We start from the raw sequence: 16375 nt of genomic DNA, 5'->3' as shown, positions 1-16375 counted from the left end.
GCATGCGCCTCCCCGTGCCCGCCCGCCGTCGACCGGGCCGAGCGAGGGAGAGCTCCCGCCGTGACCATCGCGCCTTCCGCACCGCGCGCCGAGTCCGTTTCTGGCGACAACACCGAGGGCCCGGGGGCCACGCTGCTGCGTACCCTCACCGAACTGACGGCGGACCTCCCCGACACCGACCCCGGCCGCGTCGCCGCCGCCGCACTGCGCGGCCGCAGCTCCGCCGCCGACGAGGCCGAACTGCGCGGGCTGGCCACCGAGGCCGCCGCCGGCCTGATCTCCGAGGACCCCGCGTACTCGAAGCTCGCCGCCCGGCTGCTGACGCTGGCCGTCCGCGACGAGGCCGCCGGCCAGGGCGCCACCTCCTTCTCCGCGTCCGTCGAGGTCGGGCACCGCGAGGGGCTCATCGCCGACCGCACGGCCGAGTTCGTACGGGCCCACACGGCCCGCCTGGACGCGCTGGTGGAGCACACCCTCGCCGAGGGCGCCGACGACCGCTTCGGCTTCTTCGGCCTGCGCACCCTGCACAGCCGCTACCTGCTGCGCCACCCGATCACCCGCCAGGTCATCGAGACCCCGCAGCACTTCATGCTGCGCGTGGCCTGCGGCCTCGCCGCCGACGAGTCCGTCCCGGCCGTCGAGGAAGTGGCCTCGCTGTACCGGCTGATGAGCCGCCTCGACTACCTGCCGTCCTCCCCCACGCTCTTCAACTCCGGCACCCGGCACCCGCAGATGTCCTCCTGCTACCTGCTGGACTCCCCGCTGGACGAGCTCGACTCGATCTACGACCGCTACCACCAGGTCGCCCGCCTCTCCAAGCACGCCGGCGGCATCGGTCTCTCGTACTCCCGCATCCGCTCCCGCGGTTCGCTGATCCGCGGCACCAACGGCCACTCCAACGGCATCGTGCCGTTCCTGAAGACCCTCGACGCCTCCGTCGCCGCCGTGAACCAGGGCGGCCGCCGCAAGGGCGCCGCCGCCGTCTACCTGGAGACCTGGCACGCGGACATCGAGGAGTTCCTGGAGCTCCGCGACAACACCGGTGAGGACCAGCGCCGTACGCACAACCTGAACCTGGCGCACTGGGTGCCGGACGAGTTCATGCGCCGCGTGAACGCCGACGCCGACTGGTCGCTGTTCTCCCCGGCCGACGTGCCCGAGCTCGTCGACCTGTGGGGCGATGACTTCGACGCCGCCTACCGCAAGGCCGAGGCTGCGGGCCTCGCCCGCAAGACCATGCCCGCCCGCGACCTGTACGGCCGGATGATGCGCACCCTCGCGCAGACCGGCCAGGGCTGGATGACCTTCAAGGACGCCTCCAACCGCACGGCGAACCAGACCGCCGAGCCGGGCACCGTCGTCCACTCCTCCAACCTGTGCACCGAGATCATCGAGGTCACCGACGACGGCGAGACGGCCGTCTGCAACCTCGGCTCGGTCAACATGGGCGCCTTCGTGGTGGACGGGGAGATCGACTGGGAGCGCCTGGACGAGACCGTCCGCACCGCCGTGACCTTCCTCGACCGCGTGGTGGACATCAACTTCTACCCGACCGAGCAGGCCGGCCGCTCCAACGCCCGCTGGCGCCCGGTGGGCCTGGGCGCGATGGGCCTCCAGGACGTCTTCTTCAAGCTGAAGCTGCCCTTCGACTCCCCCGAGGCGAAGGCCCTGTCCACCAAGCTCTCCGAGCGCATCATGCTGGCCGCGTACGAGGCCTCCTGCGACCTCGCCGAGCGCAGCGGCCCGCTGCCGGCCTGGGAGCAGACCCGCACCGCCCGCGGCGTCCTGCACCCGGACCACTACGACGCGGAGCTGAACTGGCCGGAGCGCTGGGACGCGCTGCGCGCCCGCGTCGCGAAGACCGGCATGCGCAATTCGCTGCTGCTGGCCATCGCCCCGACGGCGACGATCGCCTCGATCGCCGGCGTGTACGAGTGCATCGAGCCGCAGGTCTCCAACCTCTTCAAGCGCGAGACGCTGAGCGGCGAGTTCCTCCAGGTCAACGCGTACCTGGTGGACGAGCTGAAGCAGCTCGGCGTGTGGGACGCCCAGACCCGCGAGGCGCTGCGCGAGTCCAGCGGCTCCGTCCAGGGCTTCGGCTGGATCCCGGCCGAGGTGCGCGAGCTGTACCGCACGGCGTGGGAGATCCCGCAGCGCGGTCTGATCGACATGGCGGCGGCCCGTACCCCGTTCCTGGACCAGTCGCAGTCGCTGAACCTGTTCCTGGAGACGCCCACCATCGGCAAGCTCAGCTCGATGTACGCGTACGCCTGGAAGCAGGGTCTGAAGACCACGTACTACCTGCGCTCGCGCCCGGCGACGAAGATCGCCCGCGCCGCGTCCGGCTCCGCCGTCCCGGCCGCCGCCGCTCCGCTCCCGCAGGCCGTCGACGCCGACGCACTGGCCTGCTCCCTTGAGAACCCCGAGTCCTGCGAGGCCTGCCAGTAATGAGCACCACCCAGTCCGCCAAGAACCTCCTGGACCCGGGCTTCGAGCTCACGCTCCGCCCCATGCGCTACCCGGACTTCTACGAGCGCTACCGGGACGCGATCAAGAACACCTGGACGGTGGAGGAGGTCGACCTCCACTCGGACGTCGCCGACCTGGCGAAGCTGACGCCGGCCGAGCAGCACATGATCGGCCGTCTGGTCGCGTTCTTCGCGACGGGCGACTCGATCGTCTCGAACAACCTGGTGCTGACGCTGTACAAGCACATCAACTCCCCGGAGGCGCGCCTGTACCTGTCGCGCCAGCTGTTCGAGGAGGCCGTGCACGTCCAGTTCTATCTGACGCTGCTCGACACCTACCTGCCCGACCCGGACGACCGGGCGGCCGCCTTCGACGCGGTCGAGGAGATCCCCTCCATCCGCGAGAAGGCGCAGTTCTGCTTCCGGTGGATGGACTCCGTCGAGAAGATCGAGCGGCTGGAGACGCAGGCCGACCGCCGCCGCTTCCTGCTGAACCTGATCTGCTTCGCCGCGTGCATCGAGGGCCTGTTCTTCTACGGCGCCTTCGCGTACGTGTACTGGTTCCGCTCCCGCGGCCTGCTGCACGGCCTGGCCACCGGCACCAACTGGGTGTTCCGCGACGAAACCTGCCACATGAACTTCGCGTTCCAGGTTGTGGACACGGTCCGCAACGAGGAGCCGGAGCTCTTCGACGACGCCCTCCAGCAGCAGGTCACCGACATGCTGAAGGAGGCCGTGGAGGCGGAACTGCAGTTCGGCCGCGACCTGTGCGGCGAGGGCCTGCCCGGCATGAACACCGAGTCGATGCGCGAGTACCTCGAGTGCGTCGCGGACCAGCGCCTGGTCCGCCTCGGCTTCCCGGCCGTGTACGGCTCGCAGAACCCGTTCTCCTTCATGGAGCTGCAGGGCGTGCAGGAGCTGACCAACTTCTTCGAGCGCCGCCCGTCGGCGTATCAGGTCGCCGTCGAGGGCACGGTCGACCTGGACGAGGACTTCTAGCCACGTCAACGATGCCTCCTCCGGACCCTGTTGATCCGGAGGAGGCATCGTCACGTTCGGGGCGGAGAGTCCGCCACGGCAGGCGTCTTCGCGATCACCTCGATGAGAGCTGGATCGAAGGGGGCGTTCCGGGTGCGTCCCTTGGGGAGGGGACGCACCACGATCGAGTCGGTGATCGTTGCGATCACGGCTCGCTGCCCCTTCGTGTCCAGCAGTTGCCACTCTTCGGCGCTGAGTTCCGCCCGCTCGCACACGATTGCCTCGACGTGGCGCTCGAGCAGGTCGGCACGACGTCCCACCTTGCGGCACCCGGACGACGAACAGCGGTAGGAAGCATGCCGATTGGTGCCGTGCGGAGGGTGTCCACCCATCTTGGCGCCACACGTATCGCCTTCCCCGTCCGTGTGGCCACATCTGAGGAATCCGGAGAGAAGGTACTTGCGCGACAGCTCGGCCTCAGCGAGCCGCATTTGCCGCCCGGCACCCGGGCCGTTCCCCCGGGACTGTGATGGGTACCGGTCTTTGTAGCCGCTCCGCTGACCGTTCGGCGAATACCATCGGTCGCATCGGCCGACCAACGCCCACCACTCCTCAGGTGTGGCAACCGCCTGCCAACCCCCGACCACCGGGGCTCCGGTCTCTCCATCGCGCACGAGAACCCCGTCGAGAATCCGATAGCCGCAGATCGCAGGGTTCGTCAGCATCGCTTGCACGGTGGGAATCGTCCACCTGCCTCCGCGCACGGTGGGCACCTTCTCGGCCGTCAGCCAGTCGGCGATCGACATCCATGTGGCTCCGGCGAGCGCCCTGTCGACGGCCTCTCTCAAGTACGTCGATTCCGAGGGATCAAGCACGGCGTTCGTTGACCGCCCCGCGGCAGTGTCCGGCCCGAGCCACCCGAATCGCCGCTGCCCGCCTGATCCCAGCCCTTCCCTGGCCCGATCTCTGATGGAGCGGCGCCTGCGTCGCCCGATCCGATCCGTCTCCAGCTGTCCCTGCGGCTCGGCACCACCCTCGAGAGACGTCAGTACCGCATGAATCTCGACGAGTTCGCCGGTGTCCACCAGGTAGAGGCAGCCATCGGGTCGGATCGCGAGTGCCCTGAGCAGACAGAGATAGTCGTCTGCCCTTCGGGCCAGACGCTCCTGCTCCACCGCAATGACGCCGCTGATGGGGAAGCCTGCTGTTCTGCGCAGGGAGAGATCCCTCACCATGCACTCGAATGCCGGGCGCGCGGTGTCAGGGTTGGCTGCCGAAACGCCATCGTCGGTATACAGGCAGACCACCGCCCAGCCGAGCCTGCCCGCTTCGGCCAGATTATTCAGGTGCTGCCTACTGGCAGCACCCCATTGGGAGCGGCTGATCCGTGCGTAGGAAGCAACTGGTACACGATCACCCAGCCACCGGGCGAAGTCGCCACCCTCCGCCAGAGCCTTGGTGAGATCCGACGAGATCTCCCACCCGAATGTCGACATGACACCCCCGCACATTGAGCACTTATCGGCCATTCATTTGAACGAGAGTCGCACGAATGCGTCACGGCGCATCCGCACTGACCTAGAGCGCGGCACAGCCCAGGAGCGACGGCCCCGCTTCACTCGCAGGATGCGTGCCTCAGGGCGACGCGTGCGGGGCGGACCCGCCGGTGCGGGGCGGTGCGCGGGCGCTGCCCGGCAGCCCGCAGCTGGCGGTCGATGCGGCGCTCGCGGAGGGCTCCATACAGGGAGGGGCCGAGGAGCAGGGCGGCGACGGCGAGGACGATGAGGTAGTTCAGGAAGGTGGTCATGGGTCCACTCTCGTCACCGCCGGGAACACCAGACAGTGGCAGGACTGTCTTGGAAGATCGAATTACTGCCACACTGGAGTCATGCTCACCAACGTGGCCGTGGCCCTCGTCGACGGAGTGGCACCTTTCGAGTTCGGGATCTTCTGCGAGGTCTTCGGGATCGACCGCAGCGCGCAGGGTCTGCCGGTGTACGACTTCGCCGTGTGCGCGGCCGAGGAGGGCCCGCTGACCATGGCCGACGTCGGCTTCGCCATCGCGCCCGCGCACGGCCTGGAGCGGCTGGAGGAGGCGGACCTGATCTGCCTGCCCGCCGACCGGCAGGCGCCCGTACGGGAGTACCCCGATCCGTTCCTCGATGCCCTGCGCCGGGCCGTGGACCGGGGGGCGCGGGTGCTGAGCGTGTGCAGCGGGGCCTTCGTCCTGGGCGCGGCCGGGCTGCTCGACGGCCGTCGCTGCACGACGCACTGGATGCACGCCCCGGCCCTGTCCCGCCGGTACCCGCGGGCCGTCGTCGACCCCGACGTGCTCTACGTGGACGAAGGCCGGGTGATCACCTCCGCGGGCACCGCTTCGGGCATCGACGCGTGCCTGCACGTCGTACGGCAGGAGCAGGGCGCCGAGGTCGCCAACACCATCGCGCGGCGGATGGTCGTACCGCCCCACCGGGACGGCGGGCAGGCCCAGTACATCCAGCGGCCGCTGCCGCGCACGGCGTGCGACACGGTCGGCGAGGTGATCGGGTGGATGGCGCGCCATCTGGACGACGAGATCACCGTCGAGCAGCTCGCCGAGCGCGCGCACATGTCACCGCGCACCTTCGCCCGCCGCTTCCTCCAGGAGACCGGCACCACCCCCTACCAGTGGGTGCTGCGCCAGCGGGTCCTGCTGGCCCAGGAGTTGCTGGAGACCACCGACCAGACCGTCGACGCGATCGCCGGCCGCTGCGGCTTCGGAACCGCGGCCGCGCTGCGCCACCACTTCCTGCGGACGCTCGACACCACCCCGAACGCCTTCAGGCGTACGTTCCGGGGCCCGCGGGCCGTGGCCTGAACCGCCCGGCCGCCGGCCTCCGCCGTCGAGAACGCGCCTTGGCCGAGAACCGGCTTCCTTTGGCCCGAACCAGTCCCCTGTGTAGTCAAGCGGTGTCGTACCGTGATGATGCCCGGCTCGGCGCTCGCGCACAGCGCCCGGCCGCGCACCGCTCATCACAGCTCAGGAGGCCCGCATGTCCCGTAACGACAGCGGCTGGACCGCCGCACCGGCCGACAGCGGCTGGGGCTGCGCGCAGAAGTAGCGCGGACGCAGCAGCCGCACGCGGCAGGGCCCCGCTCCCTGACGGGAAGCGGGGCCCTGCCGCGTGCGGGGCGCGGGTGCGCAAGATCAGTCGTTGGGGACCGTCTCGTAGCGCGGGGTGCCCTCCGCCATCTGCCGCAGGGCGTCCTTGCGGTCGCGCTTGGAGAGCCGGTCGATGTACAGGTACCCGTACAGGTGGTCGGTCTCGTGCTGGAGGCAGCGCGCGAAGTAGCCGGTACCGCGCACCTTGATCGGGTTGCCCTGCGCGTCCTGGCCCTCGACCTCGGCGTAGTCCGGGCGGGCCAGCGAGGCGTACGCCGTCGGGACCGACAGGCAGCCCTCGTTGGAGTCGTCCAGCACCCGCGCGCCGGCCGGCAGCTCGACGAGCTTCGGGTTGACGACCACACCGGTGTGCCGCGCGCCCTCGTCGTCCGGGCAGTCGTAGACGAAGACCTTGGCGTCCACGCCGATCTGGTTCGCGGCCAGGCCCACGCCCTCGGCGGCCCGCTGGCTGGCGAACATGTCGTCGATCAGCTGAGCCAGCTCGTCGCCGAACTCGGTGACGTCCTTGCACTCCCGGTGCAGGACCGGGTTGCCGACCACCGTGATGGGGCGGGCGGTGCCGCGCTCGCGGTGGGCGAGCTCGCGCTCCGCACAGTCCTCGGTGTCCACGACGTACCCGTCGTTCACCTCGCCCGCGACCTCGACAACCTCGTTCTCCTGCTGCGCCATGTCCGCCGTACGCCTTCCGTAAGTCACCGATGTGCCCGTACAGCCTACGGCCCCCGGCTCAGCAGACTTCCTCGAGATCCCGCCACTCCCGGGTGTCCGGACTGTCGGCGACCCAGCCGTCCAGCAGCCCGCGCACCAGGCCCGCCGGAGCCGCGATGCCGCACTCCCGCTCGGGCACCCACAGCGAACCGGACCCGGCCGTACGGTGCCCCAGGGGCCCGGGGTGCCCCGGCTCGCTGTGGTCGTGCGGATCCAGGTGCTCCCCGTCGCCCTCGTCGCTCGGCATCTCGCTCTCCGAGCAGGTCCGGCACAGCAGCCGAACCGACGAGGACCAGTCCTCGGCGGCGAAGCCCGCGTCCGAGGCCAGCTGCTCCAGCGCGTTGCGGTCCGCCTCGCCGGCCGCCTCCAGGAGCACCACCCAGGTCGGCACGGGCGACGGCGCCCACAGCTCGATCTCGTCGAAGACGGGGTACGAGGGACCGGCCGCGGTGACCCGCTCGCCGTGCGGGACCCCGTCGTGGAGCACCACCTCGCCCCAGCGGCGCCCCGAGGAGGGCAGCGGGATCGAGAGGACCTCGAGCCGGGCCGGGTCCAGCCTGCGGCCCCAGACCACCTCGGCCTCGCCCTCGGGCGAGAGCCGTACGGCGGCGCTGCCGAGCTCCATGCCCACCGGTTCGCCGCTGTTCTTCCCGTTCGCGCCCGCGCCGTGCGCGTCCCCGGGCACCTTCAGCCCGTAGGCCTGCCAGGCCCGCCGCGCCAGCGGCCAGTCCTGCAGCGCGGTCGCGGCGATCCCGACGTTCCACCAGTCCGGGGCGCCCGTCTCACGGTCCAGCAGGGCCACGGCGCGCAGTCCGGCGGCCCGCGCCTGCTCCCAGTCGTGCCGGAACTTGTGCAGCAGCGCCAGGTTGAACCAGGACTCGGACAGCCAGGGCTCCAGGTCCGCGGCTCTGGTCAGGAGCGCGCCCGCGTCCTCGTACCGCCCGTCCCCGATCAGCGTGAACGCGCGGTCGGTGGCCTGCCGCCACGAGGCGGAGGGCCGATGCCGTACCTTCCCGAAGATCCTCACGATTCCCGCCTGCCGGTCCAACGGTGCAGCCTTGCGGACACTCTCTATCTCACTCTTACTGGCATCCAACCATGCCCGCTCGGACGGCCGCTCATTACCCATGGGTTACCCACGTGGGGCGGGAACAACTCTGTCACGTCCACCCCTGGCCAGAACCCTCGCCAGACACTCCACGACCTCCGGCTGGTAGTCCTGCCCGGTGCCCAGGCGGAGCTCTTCCAGGGCCGCCAGTGAGCCGCTCGGGTGACGGTCCCCGCCGACCAGGTCGTCGTACGCGTTCACCGCGCGCACGATGCGCGCGGCGACGGGCTGCTCCCGGTACGGGTCCGCCTGCCGCTCCACGACCACCGCGACCTCGGCGGGCACCCCGGTCTGACGGGCCACTTCCCCGCCGAGCTCGGCGATCCGGCGCGCCTCGGCGGCGGGCAGCACCGCGGTGGCCCCGTCGGGAACCGGGTCGACGAGGGAGAGCTGCCCGATGTCGTGCATCAGCGCCGCGTACTCCAGGACCGTGAGCTCCCGCTCGGAGAGCCCCAGCTCCCGGCCGACGGCGCAGCTGAGGGCGGCGACCCGGCGGGAGTGGCCGGGCGGGGTGTAGCCGGCGATCTCCGTGGCCCGGGCCAGGGAGGTGATGGTCTGGCGGTAGGTGGTGCGGATCGCGGTGATCCGGTGGAAGGACATCTGGGTCAGCAGCAGGGGCACGCTGAAGACGGGCAGGGCCCACAGCCCGGCCCCGGCGACCCCGAGGGCCATCACCACGCCGGTGGCGCAGATCGCCGAGCCGATGCCGAGCTGGGCGCGCAGCTCGTCGCGGAGCAGGGGCCCGTACGGCCAGCCGGTGCGGGCCCCGGCGAGGACGGCGGCGAGCACGGCCTCGCACAGGGCGGTCAGGCCGAGGAGGCAGAGCAGGAAGAGGACGAGGTACGGGCCCTGGCCGACCCGTTCCTCCAGGCGGCCGGAGTTGTAGAGCGGCTGGAAACAGACGGCGGCGAAGGCGACGGTGAGGACCCGGCGGGCGACGTGGTCCACGGCGGGGCCGCGGCCCCGCGCGATGTGCGGGACGATCCCGGCGAGGGCGGCCGCGACGACCACGGCGACGATCTGCAGCACCCCGTGGTGGGTGGGCTGCCCGGCGTTCTGGCCGAGCAGGGCGTAGGCGAGGGCTCCGGCGGAGCCGAGGGGTGCGGGCCGGCGGTCGGTGGGGGCGTGGTGGTCGCGGTGGTCGCGGCGGGCGAGCTCGCCGATGGTGATCAGGATGCCGAAGGCCAGGGCGATGCCGGGTTCTACGAGCCCGTTCCACAGGGTGTGGCCGAGGCCGGCGGCGGTGAGCAGCCCGGCCGCCCCCCGCACGCCCCACACGGCGGTCCCCCTCACGGCCGGCGCCCCTGCCCACGCGGCAGCCGCGCCTCGGCGGCGGACGGTTGCCGGGCGCCCCGGGGTGCTGCCGGCGCTTCGCCCGTGCCCTGCGCCGGGAGCGCGGGCAGCGGCGGCAGTCCCGGCCCGCCCCGAGCGGGCGCGGGAGCGGCGGGGGCGGACGGGCTGATCACCTGGAGGTCCGCGTCGGAGGTGACCACCGGATGCCAGCCGCTGCGTCCGATGGCCTCGGTCAGGGCGTCCACCATCGCCGGGTCGAACTGCGCCCCCGCGCAGCGCTCCAGCTCCGCCAGGGCGACCGGCACCGGGCGGGCCCGGCTGTAGGACCGGGTCGAGGTCATCGCGTCGAAGGCGTCGGCCACGGCCACCACGCGGGCCAGCACCGGGATCTGTTCGCCGGTCAGCCCGTACGGGTATCCGGAGCCGTCGACCCGCTCGTGGTGGTGCAGGATCGCGGACCGGGCCTCGCCGAGGAAGCCGATGCCGCGCACCATCTCGTGCCCGTACTCGGGGTGCAGTTCGATGATCCGGCGCTCCTCGGGGGTGAGCGGCCCGTCCTTGCGCAGCAGCCGGGTCGGGACGCCGAGCTTCCCGACGTCGTGCAGGATCCCGGCGATCCGGACCACCTCGAGGCGGTCCTCGGACATGCCCAGCTCGCGGGCGATCATCGCGGAGGCCTGTCCGACGCGTTCGCTGTGGCCCCGCGTGTAGCGGTCCTTGATGTCGACGGCCTGGACGAGGGCGCGGATGGTGGCCCGGTGGGCGGCGCGTTCGCGGTGGTACTGGGCGAAGACCCAGCAGGAGATGTACATCGGCAGCAGCACGAGCAGCGCGGCCGGGAGTCCGTACGGGCTGCGCCACATGACGGCCATCATCAGTCCGGCGAGGCCGTGCACGCAGTGCGGGGCGAGGGACCGGGTGAACAGTCCGCGCCAGGCGGTGGCGGCGGGCCGGCGTTCCGCGGCGGCCAGGATGCCCCCGTCGAGGGCGGTGAGCACGAGGCAGAAGGCGGCGGCCGCGGCCGCCGCGGGGAGCAGCACGTACGGGAAGTCGGCCACCCAGACGGGCGGGTCCGCCGATCCCGGCGGCCCGGACGGCGCGGAGGAGCCCAGCGCGGCCGGGCCGTGCAGCAGCCGGAACGTTTGCCCTGCGACCCAGGCGGCGATCGCCTGCTGGGCTCCGTGCCATACCCGGCGCACCCATGCGGGCCGCTGGACCACGGTCCCCGCGAGCCCGCCGGGCAGCGCCACGAGCGCGGCGGCGGGCGGCGGCAGCAGGAGGACGGCGGCCAGCACCACGGGGAAGAAGGAGCCGATTCCCTCGGGCACCCGGCTGCCCAGCAGCGGACAGATCTTCACCAGCTCGCAGCCGAGGTAGAGCACGGCGAGGAGGGCGACGGTGGCCCAGGGCGTACCGGAACCGGTGAGGGCGGGCGCGACGCACGCGAGGGCCGCGAGGACGGCGCACAGGATGTATCCGCGCGCCGCCGGCGGAAGTACCCGCATGGCGCTCTCCTCCCCCTGCGTGCGAGCAAGCCAGGTACCGAATCAAACCAGCACCGATTGGGGAGAATAAGTGGGGCCCCTTGAGAAGCGGGCCACATTTTCACATTGGGGTATACGGACGCCCCCGGATTAGCACCTTCGGGTGAACGAAGTGCCCTTCCGGGGGCGGTCGTTGTTCAAGCGGTCGGTCAAACGGCCCGCAGAGGTGTCAGCCGGCGGCGGGGTTGTCCGCGGCGACGTCGGCGGTGACGTCGTGATCGGGAACGGCCTGTCCCGACCGGATCAGTTCGATCCGTCCCATCACCTTGGAGCGCAGGTCGCTCGGCACGTCGTCCGATCCGCAGCAGCGCTTGACCAGCTTCTTCACGGCCTGTTCCAGGCCGTACTTCTCCAGACAGGGGCTGCACTCGCCGAAGTGTGTCTCGAACTTCGTGCAGTCGCTGTCGGGCATCTCCCGGTCGAGGAACTCGTAAAGGTGATCCAGGACCTCAGAGCACTCCGTCTCGTGCGGCTCTCCGCAACTCATGAGCCCGAGCCTTTCCGGTCGTTCGACTCTCCGGCGCCCGCGGGAACCAGCCCGCGTTCACGGGCATAGTCCTCCAGCATTCCGCGGAGTTGACGGCGGCCACGGTGCAGTCGCGACATGACCGTACCGATGGGTGTACCCATGATGTCGGCGATCTCCTTGTACGCAAAGCCCTCTACGTCGGCAAGGTAGACCGCGATGCGGAACTCCTCCGGAATGGCCTGGAGCGCTTCCTTCACATCCGAATCGGGCAGGTGGTCGAGCGCCTGCGATTCGGCGGAGCGCAGTCCGGTCGACATGTGCGACTCGGCGCGCGCCAGCTGCCAGTCCTCGATCTCCTCCGCGGCGCTGCGCTGGGGTTCGCGCTGCTTCTTGCGGTAGGAGTTGATGAACGTGTTCGTCAGAATGCGATACAGCCACGCCTTCAGGTTGGTGCCCTCGCGGAACTGGTGGAAGGACGCGTATGCCTTCGCGTACGTCTCCTGGACCAGGTCCTCGGCGTCGGCCGGATTGCGCGTCATGCGCAGTGCGGCCGAGTACATCTGGTCGAGGTAGCCGAGGGCGTCCCGCTCGAAGCGCGCATTGCGCTCCGGGGTCGTCTCCTCCGCGTGGCCTTCGTCGGTCCCAGCGACAGGACCCACCTCCTCCGACTGCGTGGCGATTCCGAAAGCGGAGCCGCTCGAATCGGAGAATAGTCGACCATCCCGGCCCTCCGCCGCCCGAAGCGTGCCGCGCTTGGGGCTGGGGAGAACCGTCCAGTCCAGGTCAGCGGCCTGCCGACGGTTCTGACTGATGACCTGGGTCATGCGCTCCCTCTCCTCCGACAAGTTCCCGTACGTACCGACACCCGGCACAACAGACGGTGAGGGCGGCGCATTCCCCAGTGGGGGCGCGGGTTTCGGCCCGTCCGGGGGGTTGCGGGAGGGGGTGATCCGGATCACCCCGGGATCCGCCGGGCCTCGATCAGACCTCGAGTGCGCAGAGCCATTCGGCCACCGCTCCGGTGATCAGGGCGAGCGCCGCCTCCTGGGTGACGCCGGCCCTCTTGGGCACGGCGAAACCGTGGTCCCCGTGCGGGATCTCCACCAGCGTGTACGCGCCGCCCTGCGGGAACTCCTCCGGGCGCCCGAAGGGGTCGCGGCCGCCCTGGACCACGAGCGTGGGCCGCCCGGCGCCCAGCAGCTCCTCGGCCCGGGACTTCTCCGGCTTGCCCGGCGGGTGCAGCGGGAACGCCAGCGCCAGCACCCCGGCCGCGCCCAGTGCGGCGGCGGTCCGGCAGGCCACCCGGGCCCCGGCGCTGCGGCCGCCCGCGACCACGGGCAGTCCGGGCTTCGCGAGGGCGGGCCACAGCCCGTGCCACCCCTCGTCGAGCACCTTGGGCGCGGCGGCGACCTTCTTCCCGGCGACCCGCCAGGGCTGTTCGACGAGGGCCACGGTGATCCCGTGCGCGGGCAGGGCGGCTGCCAGCGCCTGGAGGTCGCGGGCCTCGATGCCGCCGCCCGCGCCGTGGCTCACGGCGAGCACGAGCCGGGCCGTGCGGGCGGTGTGCCAGGTGATGCGGGCCTCGCCCGCCGGGGTGTCGACGCTCTGGGTACGCGTGCTCATGCGCCCCATCCTGCCCGGATCAGAACAGGGTGCCCTCTTCCGGCGCGGCCAGTTCGGCGAGCAGCTCCGGCGCGTTGTTGCGTACGTTGCTCACGGCCGTGGACACCGGGTAGGCCCGCATCAGGCCGCCCGGCGGCGCGGCCAGCAGCTCCCGCAGCGAGCCCTCGGTGTCGGTGTCGGCCGGGTCCAGCCAGGCGTCCCAGCGGTCCGGGGTCAGCATGAGCGGCATCCGCGGGTGGATGTCGGACAGCGAGCGCGGCCCTTCGGCGGGAGCCGCCCCCAGCGGCCCGGTCTCGGCCTCGGTGGTGATCACCGAGCAGGTGACCCACCAGGCGAGCGGGTGCTGGTCGGGCAGGGTCCGGTCGCGCCAGAACTCGTATATGCCGGCCATGGCGAAGACGGAGCCGTCGGCGGGGAGCACGAAGTAGGGCTGCTTGCGGGCCCGCTTCTTCTTCCCCTCCACCTCCAGCTGCCGCTCGTCGTGGGCGGTGACCCACTCGTAGTAGCCGTCGGCGGGGACGATGCAGCGGCGCTGCGCGAAGGGGCGGCGGAAGGAGGGCTTCTCGGCGAGGGTCTCCGACCGGGCGTTGATCATCCGGGCGGCGCCGTCGGGGTTCGCCGCCCAGGAGGGCACGAGCCCCCATTTCACCGTGCGCAGCTGGCGAACCGGGCGGGGGTCTGACGCGTCTTTCAGGGGACGGTCGAGGACGACGTGGACCTGTTTGGTCGGCGCCACGTTGAAGTCGGGGGCCAGGGTCTCCTCGGGCTCCCACTTCTCGATGCCGAAGGCCTCCACCAGGTCCTCGGGTCTACGACTCGCTGCAAACCGTCCGCACATGCCTGCCACACTGCCATGTCACCGACACCCCACCGCAAGGAGTCCGCCCCTCCATGGACAGCAGCACGACGGCCGGCCTGTGGGACCGGCTCACGGGTATACAGACCGCGCCCGACCTCTGGCTCGTGATCGCGACCGGCCTGGCCGCCCTGGCCGCCGTGGGCCCGCGCCCGCTGTGGCGGCTGTCGCGCAACGCCGTGACCATCGCGCACGAGGGCGGCCACGGCCTGCTGGCGCTGCTGACCGGGCGGCGGCTCGACGGCATACGGCTGCACTCCGACACCAGCGGGGTCACCGTCAGCCGGGGCAAGCCGACCGGCCTGGGCATGGTCCTGACCGCCGCGGCCGGGTACACCGCGCCCTCGCTGCTCGGGCTCGGCGGGGCCGCGCTGCTGTCCGCGCACCGGATCACGCTGCTGCTGTGGGCGGCCACCGCCCTGCTGGTGGCGATGCTGGTGATGATCCGCAACGCGTACGGGGCGCTGACCGTGGTGCTGACCGGCGGGACCTTCGTGCTGGTGTCCTGGACGGCCCCCTCCGAGGTGCAGGCCGTCTTCGCGTACGCCGTGGTGTGGTTCCTGCTGCTCGGCGGTGTCCGGCCGGTCTTCGAGCTCGGGGCCAAGCGCCGGCACGGCGGAGCGCCGGATTCCGACGCGGACCAGCTCGGCCGGCTCACCCACGTGCACCCGGTGGTGTGGCTGCTCCTCTTCCACGTCGTCGCCCTGTGCTCCCTGGTGGGCGGCGGGCGTTGGCTTCTCGCCCTCTGAGACGGCCAAGCGATCAAGATCCGGGGCCGGAGGAAGCCACTAAAGTGGGGGCCATGACCGAGACCCCCGCGCTCCCCGCCCTCTGGCCCGCCCCGATTGCCGACGCTGCCGTCCACGCCACCGTCACCGTGCCGGGGTCCAAGTCGGTCACCAACCGCGCCCTCGTGCTCGCCGCGCTCGCCGCCGAACCCGGCTGGGTGCGCCGGCCGCTGCGCTCGCGCGATTCCCAGCTGATGGCGGACGCCCTGCGCGCGATGGGCGTGGGCATCGAGGAGACCGTCTCCTCCAGCTCCGCCGGGGCCGGCGCGGGCGGCGAGGCCTGGCGGATCATCCCGGCCGCCCTGCACGGCCCGGCCACCGTCGACGTCGGCAACGCGGGCACGGTCATGCGCTTCCTGCCGCCCGTCGCCACCCTCTCCGACGGCGACATCCGCTTCGACGGCGACCCCCGCTCCTACGAGCGCCCGCTGGGCCAGGTCATCGAGGCCCTGCGCACCCTCGGCGCCCGGATCGACGACGAGGGCCGGGGCGCGCTGCCGCTGACCGTGCAGGGCGGCGGGGCCCTGGAGGGCGGGGTCGTGGAGATCGACGCCACCAACTCCTCCCAGTTCGTCTCCGCGCTGCTGCTCTCCGCCCCGCGGTTCAACCAGGGCGTCGAGGTGCGGCACGTGGGCACCCACCTGCCGTCGATGCCGCACATCCGGATGACGGTGGAGATGCTGCGGGCGGCCGGCGCCCAGGTCGACACCCCCGAGTCGGGCGGCGAGAAGAACGTGTGGCGGGTGTCCCCCGGCGCCGTACTCGGCCGCGACCTGGTGGTGGAGCCGGACCTGTCCAACGCCCAGCCCTTCCTGGCCGCGGCGCTGATCACCGGCGGTACGGTCACCATCCCGGACTGGCCGCGCCGCACCACTCAGCCCGGTGACGCGCTGCGCCGGATCTTCACGGAGATGGGCGGCTCCTGCGAGCTGACCGACGCGGGCCTGGTCTTCACCGGCACCGGCAAGATCCACGGCATCGACGTGGACCTGGGCGAGGTCGGCGAGCTCACCCCGGGCATCGCGGCGGTGGCGGCCCTGGCCGACTCGGAGTCGGTCCTGCGCGGGGTCCAGCACCTGCGCATGCACGAGACGGACCGGCTGGCCGCGCTCACCCGGGAGATCAACGCGCTCGGCGGCGATGTCACCGAGACGGCGGACGGCCTGCACATCCGGCCGCGCCCGCTGCACGGCGGCACCTTCCACACGTACGACGACCACCGGATGGCCACCGCGGGTGCGGTGATCGGCCTGGCGGTGGAGGGCGTGGTGATCGAGAACGTGGCGACGACCGCGAAGACCCTGCCGGACTTCCCGGCGATGTGGACGGACATGCTCGCGGGAGATTCCGCAGCGGGAGCGGGAGCGTAGGGCCCCG

Annotated in this window: 15 protein-coding genes; 5 read left to right on the top strand and 10 right to left on the bottom strand. The window is 71.7% G+C overall.

Annotated elements, in window-relative coordinates; all coding sequences use genetic code 11:
• Window positions 1–60: 60 nt before the first annotated feature.
• Together ACIPUC_RS21965 and ACIPUC_RS21960 are read left to right on the top strand one after the other, a co-directional pair.
• Complete coding sequence (locus ACIPUC_RS21965) at window positions 61–2448, top strand: ribonucleoside-diphosphate reductase subunit alpha (protein ID WP_446591486.1); 2388 nt, start codon at window positions 61–63, stop codon at window positions 2446–2448.
• Window positions 2448–3467 carry a ribonucleotide-diphosphate reductase subunit beta gene (locus tag ACIPUC_RS21960; RefSeq protein WP_446591484.1) on the top strand — a complete coding sequence of 340 codons (1020 nt, stop codon included), beginning with the start codon at window positions 2448–2450 and terminating at the stop codon, window positions 3465–3467. The genes ACIPUC_RS21965 and ACIPUC_RS21960 overlap by 1 nt, the downstream gene beginning before the upstream one ends.
• A gap of 50 nt (window positions 3468–3517) precedes the next feature.
• Here the strand turns inward: ACIPUC_RS21960 and ACIPUC_RS21955 are convergent, their stop codons facing one another.
• On the bottom strand, window positions 3518–4942 hold the full coding sequence (locus tag ACIPUC_RS21955) for a recombinase family protein (RefSeq protein ID WP_446591482.1): 1425 nt from the start codon (window positions 4940–4942) through the stop codon (window positions 3518–3520).
• A gap of 119 nt (window positions 4943–5061) precedes the next feature.
• On the bottom strand, window positions 5062–5253 hold the full coding sequence (locus tag ACIPUC_RS21950) for a hypothetical protein (RefSeq protein ID WP_446591481.1): 192 nt from the start codon (window positions 5251–5253) through the stop codon (window positions 5062–5064).
• 81 nt (window positions 5254–5334) lie between these two features.
• Here ACIPUC_RS21950 and ACIPUC_RS21945 point away from each other — a divergent pair, with 81 nt between their 5' ends.
• Window positions 5335–6303, top strand: coding sequence for a helix-turn-helix domain-containing protein (locus ACIPUC_RS21945; protein WP_446591479.1), 969 nt, complete (start codon window positions 5335–5337; stop codon window positions 6301–6303).
• Between the two features lie 330 nt (window positions 6304–6633).
• On the opposite strand, the gene def is transcribed toward ACIPUC_RS21945, so the two are convergent.
• From def to ACIPUC_RS21905, 8 genes are all read right to left on the bottom strand, one after another.
• Window positions 6634–7278, bottom strand: a complete 645-nt coding sequence (def, locus tag ACIPUC_RS21940) for a peptide deformylase (RefSeq protein WP_446591477.1) — start codon at window positions 7276–7278, stop codon at window positions 6634–6636.
• A 58-nt stretch (window positions 7279–7336) separates the two neighbouring features.
• Entirely contained in the window at window positions 7337–8344 is a 1008-nt protein-coding gene (locus ACIPUC_RS21935; protein WP_446591475.1) for a tetratricopeptide repeat protein, read from the bottom strand.
• A gap of 105 nt (window positions 8345–8449) precedes the next feature.
• Complete coding sequence (locus ACIPUC_RS21930) at window positions 8450–9718, bottom strand: HD-GYP domain-containing protein (protein WP_446591473.1); 1269 nt, start codon at window positions 9716–9718, stop codon at window positions 8450–8452.
• The gene (locus ACIPUC_RS21925; RefSeq protein WP_446591471.1) at window positions 9715–11223 is read right to left on the bottom strand and encodes an HD-GYP domain-containing protein; all 1509 of its coding nucleotides are present in this window, start codon (window positions 11221–11223) and stop codon (window positions 9715–9717) included. The genes ACIPUC_RS21930 and ACIPUC_RS21925 overlap by 4 nt, the downstream gene beginning before the upstream one ends.
• Window positions 11224–11431: 208 nt before the next feature.
• Entirely contained in the window at window positions 11432–11749 is a 318-nt protein-coding gene (rsrA, locus tag ACIPUC_RS21920) for a mycothiol system anti-sigma-R factor (RefSeq protein ID WP_446591469.1), read from the bottom strand.
• The gene (locus ACIPUC_RS21915; RefSeq protein ID WP_030709911.1) at window positions 11746–12390 is read right to left on the bottom strand and encodes a sigma-70 family RNA polymerase sigma factor; all 645 of its coding nucleotides are present in this window, start codon (window positions 12388–12390) and stop codon (window positions 11746–11748) included. Before ACIPUC_RS21915 ends, rsrA begins: the two co-directional genes overlap by 4 nt.
• Before the next feature lie 322 nt (window positions 12391–12712).
• The gene (locus tag ACIPUC_RS21910; RefSeq protein ID WP_446591467.1) at window positions 12713–13354 is read right to left on the bottom strand and encodes an alpha/beta hydrolase family protein; all 642 of its coding nucleotides are present in this window, start codon (window positions 13352–13354) and stop codon (window positions 12713–12715) included.
• A gap of 19 nt (window positions 13355–13373) precedes the next feature.
• Window positions 13374–14192, bottom strand: a complete 819-nt coding sequence (locus ACIPUC_RS21905) for an SOS response-associated peptidase (RefSeq protein ID WP_446591466.1) — start codon at window positions 14190–14192, stop codon at window positions 13374–13376.
• Between the two features lie 53 nt (window positions 14193–14245).
• Here ACIPUC_RS21905 and ACIPUC_RS21900 point away from each other — a divergent pair, with 53 nt between their 5' ends.
• Both ACIPUC_RS21900 and aroA read left to right on the top strand, forming a co-directional pair.
• Complete coding sequence (locus ACIPUC_RS21900; protein WP_446591464.1) at window positions 14246–14959, top strand: M50 family metallopeptidase; 714 nt, start codon at window positions 14246–14248, stop codon at window positions 14957–14959.
• A 53-nt stretch (window positions 14960–15012) separates the two neighbouring features.
• Window positions 15013–16368: a 3-phosphoshikimate 1-carboxyvinyltransferase gene (gene aroA, locus ACIPUC_RS21895; RefSeq protein ID WP_446591462.1), complete on the top strand. Its 1356-nt coding sequence runs from the start codon at window positions 15013–15015 to the stop codon at window positions 16366–16368.
• Window positions 16369–16375 lie beyond the last annotated feature (7 nt).

This window comes from Streptomyces sp. LARHCF249, from assembly GCF_052871255.1.
Note: the sequence above shows the minus strand (reverse complement) of the source record. Positions and strands in the feature narration are given on the sequence as shown.